Annotated in this window: 18 protein-coding genes; 6 read left to right on the forward strand and 12 right to left on the reverse strand. The window is 66.8% G+C overall.

Features of this window, described 5'->3' with window-relative positions; genetic code table 11:
* The first annotated feature begins 5 nt into the window (after nt 1-5).
* On the forward strand, nt 6-1,448 hold the full coding sequence (gene hydA, locus FQV39_RS21365) for a dihydropyrimidinase (RefSeq protein WP_149132122.1): 1,443 nt from the start codon (nt 6-8) through the stop codon (nt 1,446-1,448).
* 18 nt (nt 1,449-1,466) lie between these two features.
* Here the strand turns inward: hydA and FQV39_RS21370 are convergent, their stop codons facing one another.
* Nucleotides 1,467-2,414: an N-carbamoyl-D-amino-acid hydrolase gene (locus tag FQV39_RS21370; protein ID WP_248313100.1), complete on the reverse strand. Its 948-nt coding sequence runs from the start codon at nt 2,412-2,414 to the stop codon at nt 1,467-1,469.
* A gap of 435 nt (nt 2,415-2,849) precedes the next feature.
* On the opposite strand from FQV39_RS21370, the gene FQV39_RS21375 reads away from it, so the two are divergent.
* A complete protein-coding gene (locus FQV39_RS21375; RefSeq protein WP_149132124.1) occupies nt 2,850-3,797 on the forward strand; it encodes a sugar-binding transcriptional regulator in 948 nt (315 codons plus the stop codon).
* Between the two features lie 14 nt (nt 3,798-3,811).
* Here FQV39_RS21375 and FQV39_RS21380 read toward each other — a convergent pair whose 3' ends face one another.
* From FQV39_RS21380 to FQV39_RS21415, 8 genes are all read right to left on the reverse strand, one after another.
* Complete coding sequence (locus tag FQV39_RS21380; RefSeq protein WP_248313444.1) at nt 3,812-4,603, reverse strand: inositol monophosphatase family protein; 792 nt, start codon at nt 4,601-4,603, stop codon at nt 3,812-3,814.
* Nucleotides 4,596-5,441, reverse strand: a complete 846-nt coding sequence (locus tag FQV39_RS21385) for a phosphodiesterase (RefSeq protein WP_149132126.1) — start codon at nt 5,439-5,441, stop codon at nt 4,596-4,598. The genes FQV39_RS21380 and FQV39_RS21385 overlap by 8 nt, the downstream gene beginning before the upstream one ends.
* An 82-nt stretch (nt 5,442-5,523) precedes the next feature.
* Nucleotides 5,524-6,795, reverse strand: coding sequence for an ABC transporter substrate-binding protein (locus FQV39_RS21390; protein WP_149132127.1), 1,272 nt, complete (start codon nt 6,793-6,795; stop codon nt 5,524-5,526).
* Nucleotides 6,796-6,887: 92 nt separating this feature from the next.
* Nucleotides 6,888-7,763, reverse strand: a complete 876-nt coding sequence (locus FQV39_RS21395; protein ID WP_149132128.1) for a carbohydrate ABC transporter permease — start codon at nt 7,761-7,763, stop codon at nt 6,888-6,890.
* A complete protein-coding gene (locus FQV39_RS21400) occupies nt 7,763-8,686 on the reverse strand; it encodes a carbohydrate ABC transporter permease (RefSeq protein WP_149132129.1) in 924 nt (307 codons plus the stop codon). Before FQV39_RS21400 ends, FQV39_RS21395 begins: the two co-directional genes overlap by 1 nt.
* A gap of 2 nt (nt 8,687-8,688) precedes the next feature.
* Nucleotides 8,689-9,879: an ABC transporter ATP-binding protein gene (locus tag FQV39_RS21405; RefSeq protein WP_149132130.1), complete on the reverse strand. Its 1,191-nt coding sequence runs from the start codon at nt 9,877-9,879 to the stop codon at nt 8,689-8,691.
* 80 nt (nt 9,880-9,959) lie between these two features.
* Nucleotides 9,960-10,781 carry a metallophosphoesterase family protein gene (locus FQV39_RS21410; protein WP_149132131.1) on the reverse strand — a complete coding sequence of 274 codons (822 nt, stop codon included), beginning with the start codon at nt 10,779-10,781 and terminating at the stop codon, nt 9,960-9,962.
* Between the two features lie 217 nt (nt 10,782-10,998).
* On the reverse strand, nt 10,999-12,237 hold the full coding sequence (locus FQV39_RS21415) for an MFS transporter (RefSeq protein ID WP_149132132.1): 1,239 nt from the start codon (nt 12,235-12,237) through the stop codon (nt 10,999-11,001).
* A 336-nt stretch (nt 12,238-12,573) separates the two neighbouring features.
* On the opposite strand from FQV39_RS21415, the gene FQV39_RS21420 reads away from it, so the two are divergent.
* Nucleotides 12,574-13,284, forward strand: a complete 711-nt coding sequence (locus FQV39_RS21420; protein WP_149132133.1) for an orotate phosphoribosyltransferase — start codon at nt 12,574-12,576, stop codon at nt 13,282-13,284.
* 36 nt (nt 13,285-13,320) lie between these two features.
* On the opposite strand, the gene FQV39_RS21425 is transcribed toward FQV39_RS21420, so the two are convergent.
* Nucleotides 13,321-13,851, reverse strand: a complete 531-nt coding sequence (locus FQV39_RS21425; RefSeq protein WP_248313101.1) for a MarR family winged helix-turn-helix transcriptional regulator — start codon at nt 13,849-13,851, stop codon at nt 13,321-13,323.
* Nucleotides 13,852-14,076: 225 nt separating this feature from the next.
* Between FQV39_RS21425 and FQV39_RS21430 the strand changes: the two genes are divergently transcribed.
* Nucleotides 14,077-14,757 (forward strand): alpha/beta fold hydrolase, encoded by a 681-nt coding sequence (locus FQV39_RS21430; RefSeq protein WP_187640008.1) that lies wholly within the window; start codon nt 14,077-14,079, stop codon nt 14,755-14,757.
* 1 nt (nt 14,758) lies between these two features.
* On the opposite strand, the gene hemH is transcribed toward FQV39_RS21430, so the two are convergent.
* Complete coding sequence (gene hemH / locus FQV39_RS21435; RefSeq protein ID WP_149132135.1) at nt 14,759-15,823, reverse strand: ferrochelatase; 1,065 nt, start codon at nt 15,821-15,823, stop codon at nt 14,759-14,761.
* Between the two features lie 186 nt (nt 15,824-16,009).
* Here hemH and FQV39_RS21440 point away from each other — a divergent pair, with 186 nt between their 5' ends.
* Together FQV39_RS21440 and ung are read left to right on the forward strand one after the other, a co-directional pair.
* Nucleotides 16,010-17,530, forward strand: coding sequence for a bifunctional metallophosphatase/5'-nucleotidase (locus FQV39_RS21440; protein WP_149132136.1), 1,521 nt, complete (start codon nt 16,010-16,012; stop codon nt 17,528-17,530).
* Nucleotides 17,527-18,225 (forward strand): uracil-DNA glycosylase, encoded by a 699-nt coding sequence (ung, locus tag FQV39_RS21445; RefSeq protein ID WP_149132137.1) that lies wholly within the window; start codon nt 17,527-17,529, stop codon nt 18,223-18,225. The genes FQV39_RS21440 and ung overlap by 4 nt, the downstream gene beginning before the upstream one ends.
* A 113-nt stretch (nt 18,226-18,338) precedes the next feature.
* On the opposite strand, the gene FQV39_RS21450 is transcribed toward ung, so the two are convergent.
* The gene (locus FQV39_RS21450; protein WP_149132138.1) at nt 18,339-19,571 is read right to left on the reverse strand and encodes a phenylacetate--CoA ligase family protein; all 1,233 of its coding nucleotides are present in this window, start codon (nt 19,569-19,571) and stop codon (nt 18,339-18,341) included.
* Nucleotides 19,572-19,580: the final 9 nt, after the last annotated feature.

The raw sequence follows: 19,580 nt of genomic DNA on the forward strand, positions 1-19,580 counted from the left end.
AGACCATGAGCGATTTCGATCTCGTCATCCGCGGCGGCACGGCCGTGACAGCTTCCGATATCGGGCCTTTCGACATCGGCATTGCCGGTGGCGTCATCGCCGCGATCGGCAAGGGACTGCCGCGCGGCCGCGAGGAGGTCGACGCGCGGGGCCTGCTCGTCCTGCCCGGCGGTGTCGACAGCCATGTCCATCTCGACCAGCCCTTTTCCTCGGGCGCTGATATCGCCGATGGTTTCGACAGCGGCACGGCATCCGCCGCCGCGGGTGGGACGACCACGGTCGTCTGCCACGCGCCGCAGGTTCGCGGCGGCTCGCTGGCCGGCGCGGTCGCTGACTATGCCGAGAAGGCGAAGCAGGCGCGGATCGACCATGCCTTCCACCTGCTGATCAACGATCCGGCGCCGGAGGTGCTGGAACGGGAGTTGCCGGCGCTTGTCGAGGCCGGGCATCGCTCGGTCAAGATCTTCATGACCTATGACAGCAACCGCCTTGGTGATGCGCAGATCCTGCAGACGCTGGCTGCGGCGCGGCGCGCCGGTGCGCTCGTCTGCGTGCATGCCGAACATCACGAGTTGATCGGCTGGCTGACGCAGGCGCTGCTGGCGGCCGGGCAGACGGCGCCGCGCCATCTTGCCTGGGCCAAACCCATGGTGGTGGAGCGCGAGGCGACGCATCGCATCCTGGCGCTGGCCGAGGCTCTGGATACGCCGGTCCAGATCTTCCACGTCTCCGGCGCGCAGTCCGGCGAGGAGGTCGAGCGGGCGCAGGCGCGCGGGCAGAAGGCCTGGGCGGAGACCTGCACGCAATATCTCGTGCTCGACGAGGCCGACATGGACCGGCCCGGCTTCGAAGGGGCGAAGTTCATGATCTCGCCGGCGCTGCGCTCCGGCGCCGATCGCGAGGCGCTCTGGCAGTTCCTCCGCGACGGCGTCATCGACATCGTCTCGTCCGATCATTCGCCGCTGCGCTATGACGATCCGCGCGGCAAGAAGCAGCATGGCGAGAACGCGCCCTTCAACAAGATCCCGAACGGCGTGCCCGGTCTCGCGGCAAGGCTGCCCATCCTCTACTCGGAAGGCGTCGCCAAGGGGCGCATCGATCTGCGCCGCTTCGTCGATCTCGTCGCGACCAACCCGGCCCGGCGGTTCGGGCTCGCACCGCGCAAGGGCGCGATCGCGGTCGGGGCCGATGCCGATATCGTGCTGTTCGATCCGAAGCGGCGCGTCACCCTCACCAACGCGCTGCAGCATCACGGCAGCGACTACACGCCCTATGAGGGCCTGGAGGTGCAGGGCTATCCGACGGCGACCTACCAGCGCGGCCGCCTCGTCTTCGACGGGGAACGCGTGCTGGCGCAGCCGGGGCAGGGGCAGTTGCTGGCGCGCGGTCCCTATGCCGAGATCGTTCCGACGGGTCATTTCCCGACCCCGTTCGACCCGTTCCGCTGAGGCGGCCAAGGAGGGCGCTCAGGCGCCTTCCGCCTTTCCGAGGGGGGCGCCGACGCCGGTGCGCTCGGTGATCAGGCCGTAATGCTCGACGCGGCGATGGCGGGCAAAATCGAAGATCGTCGCCTTGCCGAAGCGGGTGTCGTCGAGATCGCAGGGACGGACGAGCACGCCATCGTCTTCATGGTCGAGTTCGCCGACGATCTTGCCGTCCGGCGCCGCGATCAGCGTGCCGGCGAAGAGGTGGTGGCCATCTTCCGTGCCGGCTTTCGCCACGGCCACGACCCAGGTCGAGTTCTGGTAGGCGCCGGCCTGAACGGACAGGCGATGGTGGAAGAGGCGATCCGCCGCCGTCTCGTTCGGCGATTGCGAGTTGATGGAGGGAGTGTTGTAGCCGAGCACGACCATCTCGACGCCCTGCAGGCCCATGACGCGATAGGTCTCCGGCCAGCGCCGGTCGTTGCAGATCGCCATCCCGAAGAGCCCGCCCTCGAATTCCCAGACGGGGAAGCCGAGGTCGCCGGGCTCGAAATAGCGCTTCTCGAGATGCTGATGCGCGCGCTCGGGGTCGAACTCGGCATGGCCCGGCAGATGCACCTTGCGGTACTTGCCGGCGATCCGGCCCGCGCGGTCCACCAGGATCGAGCTGTTGAAGTGGCGCCCTTCCGGGGTGAGCTCGGCATAACCGAAGCTCATGGCCATCCCGAGCGCTTTCGCCTTGTCGAAGAGCGGCTGCGTCTCCGGGCCGGGCATCGCGCGCTCGAACCAGTGGTCGGCCTCGGCGCGATCCTCGCTGTACCAGCGCGGGAAGAAGGTGGTCAGCGCCAGCTCGGGATAGACGATGAAGGTCGCGCCCTGCGCCTTGGCCGCCTCCATGAGCGCGATCATGCGCTCGATGACCTGCTTGCGGCTATCGGCCCGCTGGATCGGGCCCAATTGAGCGGCGGCGACTGTGACAATGCGTGGCACGGGCATTCCTGATCGGCTGAAGGTTGAGGGCCGCCCGGACGCGCTCTGCGATCCCTTTCGACGTTGATGTCGCGTTCGAGCGGGGCTTTCGCCAAGGCTGCCCTTATCGGTGTCGGCCCGTGTCACAGCCTTAGATCGTTGCCTTCCATTCTTCATATGCTTTGTTCGAGATCAGCTATAATCTGACGTTATGCTCTTTCTGCCGGTTCGGGTCCGCAATCCTGGGATCTGAAATCAGGGGGGTCGATCATACCTTCCATCATTCCGGGCTGATCGACACCCTTCGCTGCGCGCACTGTGGGCGCCGCGGACTTCGCATTGTGAAGCACCGGGAAAGCAATGTAAGTCTCGTGAGATAGCGCCGTTTCGGCGATCGACGTGCCCCCGGCACGCAGGTTGACGGAAGCGCCGAAGACAGTCGATCGGGATGCCGTGATGCCGGAGGATTCGCAGATCCAGGTGAGAGCAGCCTGGCTCTACTATATGGAAGGCCTGACCCAGGCGGAAATCGCCGACCGCCTGAAGATGACGCGGCTCAGGGTCAATCGCCTGCTGGTCGAGGCGCGCAGCAGCGGGCTCGTCAACATCACGATCAATTCGCGGCTGGAGAGCTGCGTGCGGCTGGAGCAGCAGCTCGTCGAGGCGTTCGGTCTCAGGGAGGCGATCGTCGTGCCTGCTCCGGACGATGGCGAGCAGGCCTATGCGCAGATCGGCAAGGCGGCGGGCGAGTTCGTCTCCCGCATCGTCGAGGAGAAACCCTCCGGTATCTTCGGTGTCGGCTGGGGCGGAACCCTGCGGGAGACGATCCGGCATGTGCGGGCCGGGCAGTACCGGGGTCTCGCGGTCAGCTCGATGATGGGCGGGCTGACCTACGGCATCGAGATCAACACCTTCGAGATCGCCAGCCGGTTTGCCCAACTCTGGCAGGCGGAGTGCCATTACCTCGCCGCGCCGATCTATGCCGGGACGCCGCAATCGCGCGATACGATCATGGCGCAGGATGTCTTCGAAGCCGCCTTCGCGCGCATCCGCGCCACCGATGTCGCGATCCTCAGCGCCGGCGATCTGAGCGCGCGTTCACTGATGGTCCGTTACGGGCTTCCCCGCGACGTCGGGACGGAGGAACTGGCCGCGCATGGCGCAGTCGGAGACATGCTCGGCCAGTTCATCGATCGCGAGGGCCGGGAGATCGATCACCCGATCAACCGCCGCGCGATTGCCCTGCCGCTTGAGGAGCTGCGCCGCATTCCGACCGTGATCCTGGCATCCGGCGGGCGGAACAAGGCGGCGGTGATCGCGGCTGCGCTGCGTGCCGGGCTCGCTTCCGTCCTGATCACGGATGAGGACGCCGCCGCGGCAGCGCTGGCGCTGCATAAGGGCTGATCGGGCCGGCGCGGTCAGGCGCTCCGGATCGCGTCCAGAAGCTCGTGATGGATCAGGCCGTTCGACGCGACCTTCTCCAGATCGTCGTCTCTAGAATCGACACCGGCGACGGTCGTCACCTTGCCGCCCACGGCGCGGACCAAAGGCAGGGCCGCGGCATGCGAGACGATATCGGCCTTCAGGCCGATGAAGGCATCGAGCTTCCCCGCCGCGACGAGCGACATCTCAAGTCCGCCGGAGACGATGACACGGACGCCGCGGCATAAGCCCGACAGCCGCCGGATGACGGCGCAGGTCCGCTCCGATTCCTCCGGCGAGTAATGCGAGGTCAGGCAGATCGAGACCACCGCATCGGCGAGACTCTTCGTTTCCGACACCATGGCGCGGTGATCATTGATGGTCGCGATCGCGCCCTCGGCGTAGCGCGCGACGAGGCCGGCGAGCGGCGCATGCGTCAGGCCCAGCACCGTGCGGCCTTCCTCCTGATAGGCCATGGTGACCGAGAACCAGGGGAGGCCGGAGGCGAAATTCACCGTGCCGTCGAGCGGGTCGATGATCCAGCGCGGCGCCTTGGCGGAGCCGGAGAAGCCGGCTTCCTCCGACAGGATGGCCGCCTGGGGCGTCAGGTGGCGAAGGCCCGTGATGACGAGGCGCTCGGAGGCGAGGTCGGCCGCGGTCACGACGTCGCGCAGCTCCTTGCGCGTGACGGCGAGTTGCTCGCCCTGCATCCGGACCAGCAGAGCGGCGGCTTCGCGCGCCAGCGCGTCTGCCTGATCGAGCAGGGGCGAAAGATGCGGCTCAGGCATCGGCAAGCGCGGCCTGCGGCTGGCCCGGATAGGCTGGATCGAGCGTGAAGGGGCGCGGCGCTCCGTAATCGCCGATCGGCTGCAGATGGCTGACCAGCCCGGCTTCCGGATCCCAAGCATGCACGGCGAAGGCCGGCGGCTCCATGATCATCTGATTCTCGGTTCCAGGCCGCAGGTCGAGCGCGACCTGATGCGCGGTTCCGGGCGCAACGTACCCGATCGTCCCGGCAAAGCGCCGCTGGATCGGGCGGTGATAATGGCCGCAGACGATGCGCTCGATCTCGGGGTGTCGGGCGATCAGGCCGGCGAAGCCGGGCGAGACGCGGCAGAGGATGCCGTCCATGCCATCGACCGCGACGCGGAAGGGCGGGTGGTGCATGAAGATCAGCGTCGGCCGTCCCGAGCCCTCGGCCAGCGTCTGCGCCAACCAGGCCTCGCTTTCCGCGCTGAGGGCGCCGCCGCTCTCACCCGGCACGAGGGTGTCGAGCCCGATCAGCCGGACCGGAAACGCATCGATCGCATAGTTCAGGAAGCCTGCCTTCGGCAGATAATCATGCTGCTCGGAAAGCTCGGCGACGAAATTCTCCCGACGATCGTGATTGCCAGGCACGACATAGACCGGCATCGGCAATCGGGCGAGCTGCTCGCGCACGATCGCGTATTCCTCGGCCAGGCCGCAATCGGTGAGATCGCCGGTCACCAGCACGCAGTCCGGCCGCGGCTGCATCGCGAGCACGGCATCGACGGCACGCCCGATCGCGGCGTTGGTGTCGATGAAGCCGTAGGCGGGCCGGCCATGCGGCCGGGCGTGGAAGTCGCTGAGCTGGGCGATGATCATCGGGGGGATGTCCGGGAATGGAGAAGTATGCGACCGCCCGGCCGCGCGGCCGGGCGGTCCGATCAATGGCCGAGATCTCGGCTCACTTCATCAGGGCTTCGGTCTCGGAGACGATGCGCTCGATACCGGCCTTGGGCTGGATCTCGCCGCGCATCACGCCGGCGATGACCTCGCGCTGCTGACGCCAGATGCGCACCGAGTTGCCGCCCGGATAGCCTTCCCACGGCGCGGCGCGGGAGACCTGGCCGTTGATCGTGCGGAAATTGGCGTTCGCCTTGTAGAACGGGCCGAGGAAGGCGTCCTCGCCGGCGCGCAGATTGGTCGGCATGTAGCCGGCGGTCTCGACGACGATCTTCTGGGCTTCCGGTCCGGTCACGAACTTGATGAACTCCCAGGCCGCCTTCTGCTTGGCCGGATCCCTGGCGGTGATGATCGCCGCGTTGCCACCGGTCGGCAGCTTGCCCTTGGCCTTGTCGTCGACGGGGAAGAGCGCGGTCTTCAGGGGGAAGCGCTCGCCGACGAGGTCGGTGACCTGGCGCAGCCGGGCAGGGGTGTCGAAGAAGATGCCGATCTTGCCGGCGATGAACTGCTGGCGCGACTGATCCCAGTCGATCAGCGGCATGCCGGCATCGGTGACGAGGCTGCGCAGCGTCGTCAGAGCCGTCTCGCCGACCGCGCCGCCGAAGGCGACCTTCTTGCCGTCCGCGGCCAGCATGGAGTGGCCGCCCTGCAGGATGATGCCGCGCCAGAGCCAATCATCCGGCCAGTCATGGATGTTGTAGGCGAGGCCAGCGGTGTCGCCGCTGCGGATCTTCTTGGCGAGCGCGACGATGTCGGCCCAGTTGTCGGGCATCTTCTCGGGATCGCCGCCGGCCTGCTTCACCAGATCGGCGTTGAAATACATCAGCGGCGTCGAGGCGTTGAAGGCGAGGCCCGCCTGCTTGCCAGCGACCTGGCCGAGCGAGAGCAGGGCATCGGAATAGTTGGCCTTGCGCCAGGCCTCCGGCTCGGCCTTGAGCAGCGGGCCGAGATCGACGACCTGCTTGCGCTTGTCGAGCGTCTCGACCAGCTCGGTCAGCAGGTGGAAGCCGGAATAGTAGACGTCCGGCAGCTGGTTTGTGACGGACTGACGCAGCATCGCCTGATGCCCCTCGTCATAGCTCGCCGCCGGCGCCCGGAAATTGATCTTGATATCCGGGTGCTTCTTCATGAATTCCGCGGCGATCGGCTCGTGGAACTTGGCGAAGGCCGGGAAGGCGTAGAGCACGTCGAGCGTGACTTGCTCGGCCCTGGCCGCCGTCGAGGCGAAGAGGGTGAGCGCTGCTGCGGCCAGCGCTTTGCCGAGAGGTTTCATGCGTGATCTCCTTGGCAGGGGGCAGTGGGGCTGTCGGGTTGCGATGCTTCAGGCGTGAACTCTTGGGAGGGGCAGCAGCGGCGCGCGAGCGGCTACTTCACCCCCGTCATGGTGATGCCGTCGATGAACCTGCGTCTCGCGACGAGGAAGGCGATGACGAGCGGTGCGGTCAGGATCGTCGCCGCCGCGGTGAGCGCGCCGTAGTTCGATCCGGTCTCGGCATCGGCGAAGAACATCATCCCAAGCGGCGGCGGCGCGAGCTTGGCATCGGAGATCACGATCAGCGGCCAGTAGAGGTCGTTCCAGTGCGCCACTGCCGAGAAGACCGAGAAGGCGGCGATCGCCGGCCAGGCGCTGGGCGTGACGATGCGCCAGACGATCTCGAACTCGCTCATGCCGTCGAGGCGGGCGGCGTTGATGATGTCGTCGGGGAAGCTGCGGAAGAACTGACGGAACAGGAAGATGGCGAAGACCGAGAGGAAGAACGGCACCATCATCGAGAAATAGGTGTTGAGCAGGCCGAGCTGGGCGAGCGCGATGTAAAGCGGCATCGCCGGAACCTGCACCGGGATGCACAGGCCGAGCAGCACCAGCACGAAGAGCGTGTTGCGCCCGGGGAAGCTCAGCTTCGCCAGCGCATAGGCGCAGGGGATGGCGACGAGCAGTTGGACGACGAGGATGCCGGCACAGAGGATGATGCCGTTGAGCGCAAAGCGCAGCAGCGGCGCCTTCTCCATGGCGAAGCCGTAATTCTGCAGGCCGTAGAACTGCTTGGGCCAGAGCGAGATCTCGGCGCTGAAGATCTCGGCCGGCGGCTTGATCGAGGTCACCAGCATCCAGATAAAGGGCGCCAGCATGAAGATCGCGCCGGCGATCAGCACGCCATGGATCAGCACAAGCGAGAGGAAGCGGCGCAGCACCGAATGGACGGGTGTGGCCGGCGCGGCGGAGAGCGCGAGGTCGGTCATCAGTAATGCACCTTCTTGTCGAGGGTGAAGGTCTGCACGGCCGAGAAGACGAGGATGAAGGCGAGGAAGATGAAGGTCAGCGCCGCGGCGTAGCCGGTGTGGAAGTACTGAAAGCCTTCGAGATAGATGTTGTAGAGCAGCACCTCGGTGGAGCCGACCGGACCGCCGCGCGTCATCACCGCCACCGTGTCGAAGATCTTGAAGGCGGTGATCATCGTCGTGACGAGGACGAACATGGTCGTGGGGCCGAGCAGCGGCCAGGTGATGGTCAGGAAGCGGTCGATCCCGCTCGAGCAGCCGTCGATATCGGCGGCCTCATAGAGATCGCGCGGGATCGCGGTCAGCCCGGCGAGGAACAGGATCATGTTGAAGCCGATGAGCTGCCAGATGCCGATCACGGCCAGCGTCGCCAGGGCCGTCGAAGGCTCGCTGAGGAAGGCGATTGGCCCCAGGCCCAGCCATTTCAGCAGGCCGTTGACCGGCCCGAGCGACGGATGGAGCAGGAACTGCCAGACCGTTGCCATGGCGATCAGTGTCGAGGTCACCGGCAGGAAGTAGATGACCTCGTAAAGCGAGCGGGTGCGCCGGCGCCGATGCACCAGCACGGCGATCAGCAGCGCGCCGAGCACGCCGCCCGGCACGACGATGGCGACATAGATCAGCGTGTTGACCAGCGAGCGCCGGATCACGGGATCGGCCAACGCTTTCTGGAAATTGGCGAAGCCGATCCAGTCCATATCGACGGCGCCGAACTCGTAGTTGGTGACGCTGAGCAGCAGCAGCACCGCGAGCGGCGCGAGGATCGTCAGCAGCAGCAGGATGAAGGCCGGCAAGGCGAAGCCGAGGCCGGTCAGGCGCTCGATCCGGAGCCTGCGGCGCTCGGCCGGGGGAAAGTCAGCGGACGATGCGACGGCGAGCGTCATGCTCAGGCCCTCAGCGGCACGACGGAGGCCGCCGTCGCGACGCCCTGCCCGCACGGCTCGATGCGGTCGTCATCGGCAGCGAAGACATGGGCTGCGGCCTCGTCGAAGCCGAGCGTGACTTCGGAGGCTTCGTTCACGCTTGCCGCGACGGCAGGTGTCGCGCGCATCGTCACGCTCACGGCGTCGTGCCCGGCGTGGTCGAAATGCAGGATGTACTCAGAGCCGAGATTCTCCTTGCGCCGCAGGCGGGCGGAGAACGAGGCGCGGTCGCTGCCGCCGGACTCGCCATGGACGAGCGAGAGCGCTTCGGACCGGATGCCGAGCGCCACTGCCTGTCCCTGTGCGAGCGGGACAGTGAGCGCCAGTGGCCGGCCGAAGAGTTCGAGGCGACCGCCAGCAATCACTACTGCCGGCAGCAGGTTGATGGCCGGGCTGCCGATGAACTGTGCAACCTTCAGTGAAGCTGGTTTCTCGTAGAGCTGCGAGGGCGTGCCGAGCTGCAGGACGGAGCCCGAATCCATCATCGCGACCCGGTCCGACATCGTCATCGCTTCGACCTGGTCGTGGGTGACATAGATGAAGGTCGCGCCGAGGCGCTTGTGCAGCTCGGCCAGCTCCGTGCGCATATGGACACGCAGCTTGGCGTCGAGATTGGAAAGCGGCTCGTCCATCAGGAAGACGTCGGGGTTGCGCACCATGGCGCGCCCCAGAGCCACGCGCTGGCGCTGCCCGCCCGAGAGCTGAGCCGGCTTTCGATCGAGCAGATGGGCGAGTTGGAGCTGGGATGCCACCGCCGCGACATCGGATTCGATGCCGCGCATCACCGACCGGCGCTGGGCCGAGAGAAGCCGCAGCAGCGGCAGGCGCTGCCAGAGCTGCAACCGCGACATGGTCAGCGGCAGGGCGATGTTGGCCCCGACACTCATATGTGGATAGAGCGCATAGGACTGGAACACCACCGCGACGCGTCGCTCATGCGGGCGCAGATGGTCGACACGATTGCCGCCGATGGCGACGCTGCCGCCGTCCTGATGCTCCAATCCGGCGATGATCCGGATCAGGGTGGATTTTCCGCAGCCGGATGGGCCGACCAGCGTCAGGAATTCGCCATCGGCGATGTCGAGATCGACACCCCCCAGGACCTTCGTCGGACCGAAGGATTTGGCGATGGAGGTCAGCGTGACCTTGGCCATGTCGTTCGCCTCTCTGTGGCCTCAGGGCTCTTCGTTGGGCGTGTCGTGCTCGACCGCTCAAGCACGGCCAAGCGTGCGGATCAGGCGGCGCGCGGCGGGTAGACCTCGTGGATCACGTCATCGATCCAGAGCGTCTTCAGCGCGTCGATCTCGATGATCTCGGCGGAGAAATCCCGGCCATCGAAAGCGTAGGAGACAGCGCCGAGCGTGGTCGTCCCGGCCATGCCGGGCTGCAGCTCGGGGCCGACGACGAAGCCGGAAGACGGTCCCCAGATGTAACGCGTGCCTTCGATCGCGAAGTCATGGGCCCGGTGGAGATGGCCGCTGGCGACAAAGGCGACCTCGTTGCGGCGCACGAGATCGAGGAGATGTGCGCGAGGTTTGGGAGGAACGCTCCAATATCCCTTGTCGCCTTCGTCCGGGGTCTCGATGAAAAGCGGCCGATGCAGGAACCAGCCGATGCGGCGCCCCTGCGCCTCGGCGATCTGCCGGTCGAGCCAGGCAAGCTGCCTTTGCTCTTCGGCCTCGTCGCTGCCGAACAGCATCGAATTGAGGCCGATCAGCCGCCAGTCCTCGATGTCGCGAATCCAGAAGTCTTCGCCGATATGGCTGCGCCAGCGCGCGAGGCGTGTGTCGTTGACCGGCTGATGCGGATGATAGGCCTCGCCGACGTCATGATTGCCGGGGATGCTGAGCACAGGCACGCCGAGCGTGTCGAGCAACGTGCGGCAATGACGCATGTCCTCGTCGATATCCGCCCCGTCGACGGTGACGTCGCCGGTATGGATGATCAGATCGGGCGCTTTGGCGGCCAGCCAGGTCGTCAGCGGCCCCCAATTGCAGGCGAAATGCTGCTTGGTCGGGCTGAGATGGGTATCGGAAATCTGTATGACCCGCCGCATGGCTCCCTCCGGAACACGCTGGCCCAACGGGGCAGCGTCCTGCCTCCGTCACGTCGGGGGCAGCGGCGGCTGCCTTGGATCATACAAATGAATGTTTGATGACACAAATGTATCTGGAGGCGGTGCTGGCTTGCCCGCTTTGGTTGCGGGCACGTCTCGGTGTTGCGGGTGTCAGTACGACGCGCGCGCGGTAGCGCGATGCCGCGGCGAGAGCGGCTTATAGCAGCTCGGCGCCGCGCCGCTCGGGGATCAGCAGCCACATGGCGAAGATGTCGAGGACATAGAGGGTTGCGAGCAGCGCGATGGCGGTCTGGAAGCCATAGGCTGCCGCGATCGTCCCGACCACGACCGGGCCGAAGCCGCCGACGCCGCGGCCGATGTTGAACAGGACGTTCTGAGCGGTGGCGCGGGCCGCCGTCGGGAAGAGCTCGCTGATCAGTGCACCATAGCCGCCGAGCATGCCGTTGACGAAGAAGCCCATCACCGCGCCGGCGACCAGGAGCTGCATCGGGTCGGTCAGCCGGGAATAGACGATGACCATCACGGCAGCCCCGAGCATGTAGCCGAAGAAGGCCGGGCGGCGGCCGATCCGGTCGGCGATATGGCCGAAGGCGTAGATGCCGACCGCCATGCCGGCGATGGTCACCGCCGTCCAGACCGCCGACTGCGTCAGGGCGAAGCCGAACCGCGTCGCGAGGTAGTTCGGCAGCCAGATCATCACGCCGTAATAGCCGAAGTTCTGGACTGAGCAGAGAATGACCATGCCGAGGCTGAGCTTGGCGGTGTCCCAGTCCTTGACCAGCAGGCGCAGCGCCGATTCCTTCGGCCGATCCTTGGAGCGGGCGACGAAGACCTCCGGCTCGTGCAGCGAATGGCGGATGAAATAGGCGGCGAGCGCCGGCAGGATGCCGATGGCGAACATGCCGCGCCAGCCGATCGCTGGCAGCAGGATCGGGGTGGCGATTGCCGCGGCGAGCACGCCGACCTGCCAGCCGAGGCCGACATAGGACGAGGCACGCGCGCGCTTCGAGGCCGGCCAGGCCTCGGCGACGAGCGCCATGCCGATGCCGAATTCGCCGCCGAGGCCGAGGCCGGCGATGGTGCGGTAGAGCAGCAGGTCCCAATAGCCCTGGGCCAGTGCGCACATCCCGGTGAAGACGGCGAAGAGGACGATCGTCCAGGTCAGGACGCGAACGCGGCCGATGCGGTCCGACAGCATGCCGAAGCCGATGCCACCGAGCACGGCGCCGACGAGCGTCGCCGTGACCAGCGAGGCGGCCTGGGCCTGGCTGAGCTGCAGGTCGGCCGAGATGGCGCGCAGCATGAAGCCGAGGATCAGCAGGTCGAAGCCATCCATCGCATAGCCGATGGCGGCGCCCCACAGCGCCTTGCGGGCCTTGCTGTCGACCGTTGTCGGCGCTGACAGTGCGGCGGCAGATGCTGTCCGATCGCTCATGGTTCAAAGCCCCTCGTTCTCGCCCGGCCGAAACGATGCTGAGCCGCATGCCTGATCGAGGCGCGCTCAAATGCGTGGTGTCGGTTCGCCATGTCACGCGGCTGAAGCCGGCGCAATGATTGGCCTCGAATCAGCCTGTGGATGTGTCGGGAAACATGTGCGCCTGTGGCTTCGTCGACAGTGCGATGCCTGTCCGCGGGCCATGGTGGAAATCGCGGCATGGGGATTGACCTGCCGGGCGGGGACGATCAGAAGAGGCCGTTTGCCAATTCGACCTGCCCCTGCGCCCTTGCCGTCCCCGGCGAGCGGCGTCGCTCAGCCCGGAGAGACCGCGCCATGCCCAATCTGTTCACCCCTACCGACCGGGCCGTGATCGCGCGCGAAGCGGCCAAGATGCTGCTCGAGATCAAGGCAGTTCACTTCTACAGCGACAAGCCCTTCTTCTTCACCTCCGGCTGGGCGAGCCCGGTCTATATCGACTGCCGCAAGATCATCTCCTATCCGCGCCTGCGCTCGACGCTGATCGATTTCGCCGCCACCACGATCGTGCGCGACATCGGCTACGAGTCGCTCGACACCATCGCCGGCGGCGAGACGGCCGGCATCCCCTTCGCCGCCTGGATATCGGACCGCCTCGCGCTGCCGATGCAGTATGTGCGCAAGAAGCCGAAGGGCTTCGGCCGTAACGCCCAGATCGAGGGCTCGGTGGTCGAGGGCGCGCGCACGCTGCTGGTCGAGGATCTCGCGACCGACGGCCGCAGCAAGGTCAATTTCTGCCAGGCCCTGCGCAATGCCGGCGTCGACGTCCAGCACTGCTTCGTGCTGTTCTACTACGACATCTTCCCGAAGAGCCGCGAGCTCATGGAAGAGATCGGCGTCAACCTGCACTACCTGACCACTTGGTGGGACGTGCTCGCCGTCGCCAAGGAGAGCGGCCATTTCGAGCCGAAGGTGCTGGCCGAGGTCGAAAGCTTCCTGAACGATCCGGCGAGCTGGTCGTCCAAGCACGGTGGCATCTCCTCTTTCGGCGAGGAAAAGCAGGCCTGAGATCGATCGATCTGCTTGCCAAGACGGCCGGGTGCGTCAGCGCCCGGCCGTTCGCGCTTCGAGCGCCTTGGCGACGCGGCGCATCGCCTCGCCGGCGGCGTTGCATTCCTCATCGCTGAGCACCGTCATCATCGCCTCGATCTCGGCGACGTGGATCGCCATCGCCTGGCGGGTCAGCGCTTCGCCTGTGGGCGTGAGCCAGAGCCGGCGCAGGCGCTTGTCGGTTTCGTCGTTGCGCCGCTCGATCAGGCCACGGCGCTCCAGCACCGGCAGCAGCATGCTCATCGCGCTGCGTCCGACCAGCAGCTTCTCGGCCAGCGCCTGCTGCGAAAGGCCCGGCGCATGGAAGATGTTGGCGAGCACGTCGTAATGCGCGAGCTGGATGTCGAGGGGCGCCAGCGCCTCGGTGAAGACCTTCTCCCACAGGCTGTGCGCGCGAGCGACGGCGACCCAGTTGCGGAAGCGCGGCAGATCCCAGGGCAGGATCTGCGTCTGATTGGAAGAGGTCGGCGCGGAAATTTCTTGCTTTTTGTTCATGGCTGAACATACTCGTTCAGCACTGAACAAGACAGGGTCTGTGCCATGACCGCTTCCGCCCTCCGCTACATGCGCCCGCTGGTCCGGGCCGCGAGCTTCATGGCTCCGTCCGCGACCGGCCGGCTGGCCTTCCGCTTGTTCTGTACCCCGCCGAGGCCGCCGAAGCGAAACGGAAACGGAAAATCAGCCGAACATCCGACCGCAATGAGGCTCCGGCAAGCGAGCCGACGCGCGATCCCGTTCCCCTGCGGGAGCGTGCAGGCCTATGTCTTCGAGCCCGAGATGGTCGTGCCGACGCGCACCGCGCTGCTGGTCCATGGCTGGACGGGAGAGGCGGCCTCGATGAGCGCTTTCGTCGAACCGCTGCTGGCGGAGGGCTTTCGGGTCGTCGCCTTCGACCTGCCGGGCCATGGCGCCTCGACCGGGCGCGAGCTCAACATCCCGCTTGGCGTCGCAAGCCTTGCGGCCGTGGCGCGAGTGTTCGGGCCGCTGCATGCGATCGTCACCCATTCCTTCGGCGGTGCGATTGCGCTCGCGGCGCTGGCGGGCTCGGTCAGGGGGCAGCCGCCGGTCAGCACCGAGCGCCTCGTGCTGATCGCCGCTCCGTCCTCGATCACCGAGATCACCCGCCAGTTCGGCGCCACCATCGGCCTCGGCCGGCGTGGCCAGGCCGCGCTGGAGCGGCGCATCCACGTCGTGGCCGGCAATCCGGTCGAGATCTTCGAAGGGGCGCTGCAGCTCGAGGCAATCGGGCTGCCGACCCTGGTGATCCACGACAGGCAGGACCGCGAACTCGGCTTCCATCATGCGCAGGCGCTGGCGGAAGCCGGGAAGTTCGTCACGCTTGAGGCGACGGAAGGGCTCGGACACCGTCGCATCCTGAAGGCGCGGCCGGTGGCCGAAAGCGCGGCGCGCTTCGTCGCGGGGGAAGGCTAGCTCAGAGCCAGCCCATCAGCTCGCGCTGCACGACCTCGGCGATGACGTCGACGCCCTCGCTGGAGTCGTTGAGGCAGGGCAGGTAGGCGAATTTCTCGCCGCCATTGTGCAGGAAGATCTCGCGGTTCTCGCCGTCGAGCTCTTCCAGCGTCTCCAGGCAGTCAGCCGAGAAGCCCGGCGCGACGATCGCCATCGATTTCTTCCCGGCCTGGGCCAGCGCCTTCACCGTCTCGTCGGTATAAGGCTTGAGCCATTCGTCCGGCCCGAACCGTGACTGGAAGGTCAGCGGGAAACGCTCCTCGGAGAGGCCGAGCTCGGCGCGCAGCAGGCGCCAGGTCTTGGCGCACTGGCAGTAATAGGGGTCGCCCTTCAGCAGATATTCCTTCGGCATGCCGTGGAAGGAGCAGAGGATGACCTCGGGCTCAAAATCGAGCTTGGCCAGCGAAGCGCGCATCGAGCGCGCGAGCGCACCGATATAGACGGGATCGTCGTGATAGGGTGGCGAGACGCGTACCGTCGGCTGCCAGCGCATCTGCATCAGCGCGCGGAAGGCCTGGTCGCAAGCGGTGGCCGAGGTCGGCGCGGCATATTGCGGATAGAGCGGCACCAGGAGGATGCGGTCGCAGCCCTGGTCGAGCAGGGCCTTCAGCCGACTCTTCACATCGGGCAAGCCGTAGCGCATCGCCCAGTCGAAGACGACGCGGTCGCCGGCGAGCGGCTTCAGGCGCTCGGCGAGCTGCTCGGTCTGCGAACGGGTGATGGTCTTGAGCGGACCCTCGTTGCGCTGGTTATTCCAGATTGACGCGTAATCCTTGCCTTTTCGGCCGGGACGCGTCGACAGGATGATCAGATTGAGGATCGGCCACCATTTCCAGCGCGGCTCTTCGATGACGCGCCGATCGGACAGGAATTCCTTGAGATAGGCGCGCATCGGCCAGTAGCCGGTGCCCTCGGGCGTGCCGAGATTCATCAACAGCACGCCGATGCGGCCGTATTGCACCTTGGGATGGTCGGGCGGCAGGGAAGCGGCCTCGCGGCCGGGCGCCGCGGCGATGTCAGCAGTCATGAGCGCATGCTCTCCTTAGCCTCGTGATTTAGACGAGTTCGCGCTTTCGTCCAGCCTTGAAGCCTGTCGAAGAGCGGGGGTGCGACATCGCCGACAACGGCTGTTCAGGCCGGCCTGGCCTCTGGTCAGTGCCGCGCAACTCTTGCTAGTCTGGAGCCGTTCTCAAGACCTGAGGGGCGCCCTGCCATGACGAAGCTCACCCGCCGCAAGGCTCTCGGCGTCCTGGCGGCGCCAGCGACGCTCGCCGCGACCGCCCCGGTGGCGATGGCGCAGCAGCCGGCGCCGAGCTTCACGCTGCTGCTGCTCAACGACATCTACAAGATGAGCGACGACAAGGGGCGCGGCGGCTTCGCCCGCGCCGCCGGCATCGCCAAGGCCGAGCGTGCCAAGGGCGTGCCGTTGCTCTTCTGCCATGCCGGCGACTGCTACTCGCCCTCGCTGATGTCGGGCTTCGATCAGGGCGCGCATATCGTCGCCATGCAGAACAAGATGGGCATCGACGTCTTCGTGCCGGGCAACCACGAATTCGACTTCGGCAAGGAGAACTATCTCAAGCTCGTCGCGGCCCAGACCTATCCGACCTTCGCCGCCAATCTGCGCGATGCCGGCGGAAGCGTGCTGCCGCACCACAAGGATTCGCAGATCTTCGAGCTCGGTGGCATCAAGGTCGGCGTCATCGGTACGACCTTCGATCCGACCCCGCAGCTCTCCAATCCGGGCGATCTGAAGTTCTCGTCGACGATGGAGGCGCTGCGCCGCGAAGCGAAGACGCTGAAGGGGCAGGGCGCCGACATCCTCGTCGCCGTCGTCCATGCCGACCGGGCGATGGATTACGAGATCGTGCGCTCACGCGTCGTCGACATCCTGCTCACCGGCCACGACCACGATCTCGCCATCGCCTATGACGGCAAGGTCGTGATGGTCGAGTCGAACGAGGAGGGCAATTACGTCACCGCCATCGACATCGCCGTCAGCATCAAGGGCGAGGGCGCGGCGCGGCAGGTGTCGTGGACACCGACCTTCCGCGTCAACGATTCCCGCTCGGCCACGCCGGACCCGGATGTCGCAGCCATCGTCAAGGGCTACGAGGCGGAGCTGTCGAAGGAGCTCGACGTCGACATCGCCACGCTCGCCGCGCCGCTCGATTCCCGCACCGGCGTCATCCGCACGCAGGAGACGGCGATCGGCAACCTGATCGCCGACGCGATCCGGGCCGCGACCGGCGCCCAGCTCGCCATCACCAATGCCGGAGGCATCCGTGCGAACAAGCAATATGCCGCCGGGCAGAAGCTGACGCGCCGCGATGTGCTGAGCGAACTGCCCTTCGGCAACGCCACGGTGATGGTCGAGATCACCGGCAAGGACGTGAAGGACGCGATCGAAAACGGCTTGCGCGATGCGCCGCAGGGCGCCGGCCGCTTTCCCGTCGTTTCCGGCCTGAAGTTCGAGGCTGATCTCAAGCAGCCGCAGGGCTCGCGCGTCATCGCGGTCACCGTCGACGGCAAGCCGATCGATCCGGCCGGCAAATACACGGTCGCTTCCAACAACTTCATGCTGGACGGCGGCGACGGCTATTCGGCGCTGGGTCGCGGAAAGATGGTGATCGGCCTCACCGACGGCAAGCTGATGGCGAACGAGGTGATGGTCTATCTGCGCCGGCTCGGCACGGTCGATGCCAAGGTCGAGGGCCGGGCCGTCCTGAAGTGAGCTGCACCGACGCGCTCGCGGCCTTTCTTGCGAGCGGGAACTCCAGGGGCTGGCGGGAGCTGCCGGTCTTCGCCGCTGGCGGAGACGCGGCGCGCGCCTGCGCGACTGTTGATGCCGAGCGGGCGGCCGGCCATGTCGTCGCGCCGGCGCCGGAGCGCGTCTTCGCCGCTCTGGCTTTGACTCCGCTCGACGCGGTCCGCGCCGTCATCCTCGGGCAGGACCCGTATCCGACGCCCGGCCATGCCAATGGGCTCGCCTTCTCCTATGTCGGCCCGCCGCCGCTGCCACGCTCGCTCGTCAACATCTACAAGGAACGGGCGGAGGATCTCGGGGGAGCGGCGCCGTCCGACGGCGATCTGACCCGCTGGGCGAAGCAGGGTGTGCTGCTGCTCAACACCGCGCTGACGGTGCGGGAAGGGGCGAGCAAGGCGGGTTCGCATCTTACGCTCGGCTGGGGAAAGGTCACCGATGCCGTGATCTCAGCCGTCTCGCGGGGGCGGCCTCATGCCGTCTTCCTGCTCTGGGGCGCGCCGGCGCAGGCGAAACGGCCTTTGATCGACGAGAGCCGGCATCTCGTCATCGCCAGCGCTCACCCCTCGCCGTTGTCAGCAAGGCGGGGGTTCTTCGGTTCGAAGCCGTTCAGCCGGGCGAATGCCTGGCTGGCGGAACAGGGGGAGAAGGCGATTGCTTGGTGAATGGCACCACCGTCATGCTCGGGCTTGACCCGAGCATCTCGTGAAGGACGGGCCCCTCATCTTGTCAGAGATTCCCGGGTCGAAGCTGCGCTTCGCCCGAGAATGACGGGACTTCACCCCACCGGACGCTCGTCGGCGATGACCTTGCCGTCATTTGGCAGGGCGCCGAGCGGCAGGATCTCGACCGCGCCCTTGAGCTTCGTCACCTGCTGCAGGGTCGAGGACACCGCATCGACGAGGCCGGCTGGCTCGGCGTAGATCTCGGCCTTGAGGGTCATGGTGTCGGTTTCGTTGGCGCGGCCGACGACGAGCCTGAGCTTGGCGATCTCGGCATGGCGCTTGGCGATCTCGGCGACCTGTTCAGGGCGCACGAACATGCCCTTGATCTTGGCGGTCTGATCGGCGCGCCCCATCCAGCCCCTGATGCGGGTGTTGCTCCGCCCGCAGGCGCTCCGGCGAGGCAGGACGGCGGTAAGATCGCCCACAGCGAGCCTGATCTGCGGGTGATGCGGGTCGAGATTGGTGATGACGACCTCGCCGACCTCGCCCTCCGGGACGGGATCGCCGGTGCCAGGGCGGACGATCTCGACGATCAGGTTCTCGTTCAGCACCATGCCCTCGCGGGCCGGCGTCTCATAGGCGATGACGCCGACGTCGGCGGTCGCATAGAGCTGATAGGCATCGATCCCGCGCTCTTTAACCCAGGCCTGGAGCGATGGCGGGAAGGCAGCGCCCGAGACGACGGCGCGCTTGATCGAGGAGATGTCGACGCCGCGCGCATCGGCCGCTTCGATCAGGATCTTGAGGAAGTCCGGCGTGCCGGCATAGGCGTTCGGGCGGTAGGCGGAGATCACCTCCATCTGCTGCTCGGTGTTGCCGGGGCCGGCCGGGATCACGGCGCAGCCGATGGCGCGTGCGGCGGAGTCCATGATGAAGCCGCCCGGTGTCAGGTGATAGCTCAGCGTGTTCAGCACGATGTCGCCCGGCCGGAAGCCAGCGGCATGGAGGCCGCGTGCGGCGTTCCAGGCATCGGCGGCAGTGCCCTCGGGCTCGAAGATCGGGCCGGGCGAGGTGAAGAGCCGGCCGAAAGAGCCGGGCGCGGCCGAGACGAAGCCGCCGAAGGGCAGGGCCTGCTTCTGGAGCGCGGGCAGGTCGGCCTTGCGCAGCACGGGCAGGCGCGCCAGCGCCGCGCGGCTCGTGACGGAAGCCGGATCGATGCCGCGCAACCGTTCGGCATAGGCAGGGGCCGCAACGGCGGCGGCGATCAGCTTTGGCAGCCGCGCAAAGAGATCGGCCTCGCGCTCCTCGGGCGAGCGGGTTTCGAGCGCATCGTAATGCTCGGTCATGGCGGTGTC

Origin of the sequence: Bosea sp. F3-2, from assembly GCF_008253865.1 — a bacterium.
Taxonomy (GTDB): domain Bacteria; phylum Pseudomonadota; class Alphaproteobacteria; order Rhizobiales; family Beijerinckiaceae; genus Allobosea.

Excerpts from the sequence above, each read along its gene's own strand:
- hydA (WP_149132122.1), top strand. The coding sequence starts at position 6 with ATGAGCGATTTCGATCTCGTCATCCGCGGCGGCACGGCCGTGACAGCT.
- FQV39_RS21375 (WP_149132124.1), top strand. The coding sequence starts at position 2,850 with ATGCCGGAGGATTCGCAGATCCAGGTGAGAGCAGCCTGGCTCTACTAT.
- FQV39_RS21390 (WP_149132127.1), bottom strand. The coding sequence starts at position 6,795 with ATGAAACCTCTCGGCAAAGCGCTGGCCGCAGCAGCGCTCACCCTCTTC.
- FQV39_RS21395 (WP_149132128.1), bottom strand. The coding sequence starts at position 7,763 with ATGACCGACCTCGCGCTCTCCGCCGCGCCGGCCACACCCGTCCATTCG.
- FQV39_RS21400 (WP_149132129.1), bottom strand. The coding sequence starts at position 8,686 with ATGACGCTCGCCGTCGCATCGTCCGCTGACTTTCCCCCGGCCGAGCGC.
- FQV39_RS21380 (WP_248313444.1), bottom strand. The coding sequence starts at position 4,603 with ATGCCTGAGCCGCATCTTTCGCCCCTGCTCGATCAGGCAGACGCGCTG.
- FQV39_RS21405 (WP_149132130.1), bottom strand. The coding sequence starts at position 9,879 with ATGGCCAAGGTCACGCTGACCTCCATCGCCAAATCCTTCGGTCCGACG.
- FQV39_RS21440 (WP_149132136.1), top strand. The coding sequence starts at position 16,010 with ATGACGAAGCTCACCCGCCGCAAGGCTCTCGGCGTCCTGGCGGCGCCA.
- FQV39_RS21450 (WP_149132138.1), bottom strand. The coding sequence starts at position 19,571 with ATGACCGAGCATTACGATGCGCTCGAAACCCGCTCGCCCGAGGAGCGC.
- FQV39_RS21415 (WP_149132132.1), bottom strand. The coding sequence starts at position 12,237 with ATGAGCGATCGGACAGCATCTGCCGCCGCACTGTCAGCGCCGACAACG.
- hemH (WP_149132135.1), bottom strand. The coding sequence starts at position 15,823 with ATGACTGCTGACATCGCCGCGGCGCCCGGCCGCGAGGCCGCTTCCCTG.
- FQV39_RS21385 (WP_149132126.1), bottom strand. The coding sequence starts at position 5,441 with ATGATCATCGCCCAGCTCAGCGACTTCCACGCCCGGCCGCATGGCCGG.
- FQV39_RS21420 (WP_149132133.1), top strand. The coding sequence starts at position 12,574 with ATGCCCAATCTGTTCACCCCTACCGACCGGGCCGTGATCGCGCGCGAA.
- FQV39_RS21410 (WP_149132131.1), bottom strand. The coding sequence starts at position 10,781 with ATGCGGCGGGTCATACAGATTTCCGATACCCATCTCAGCCCGACCAAG.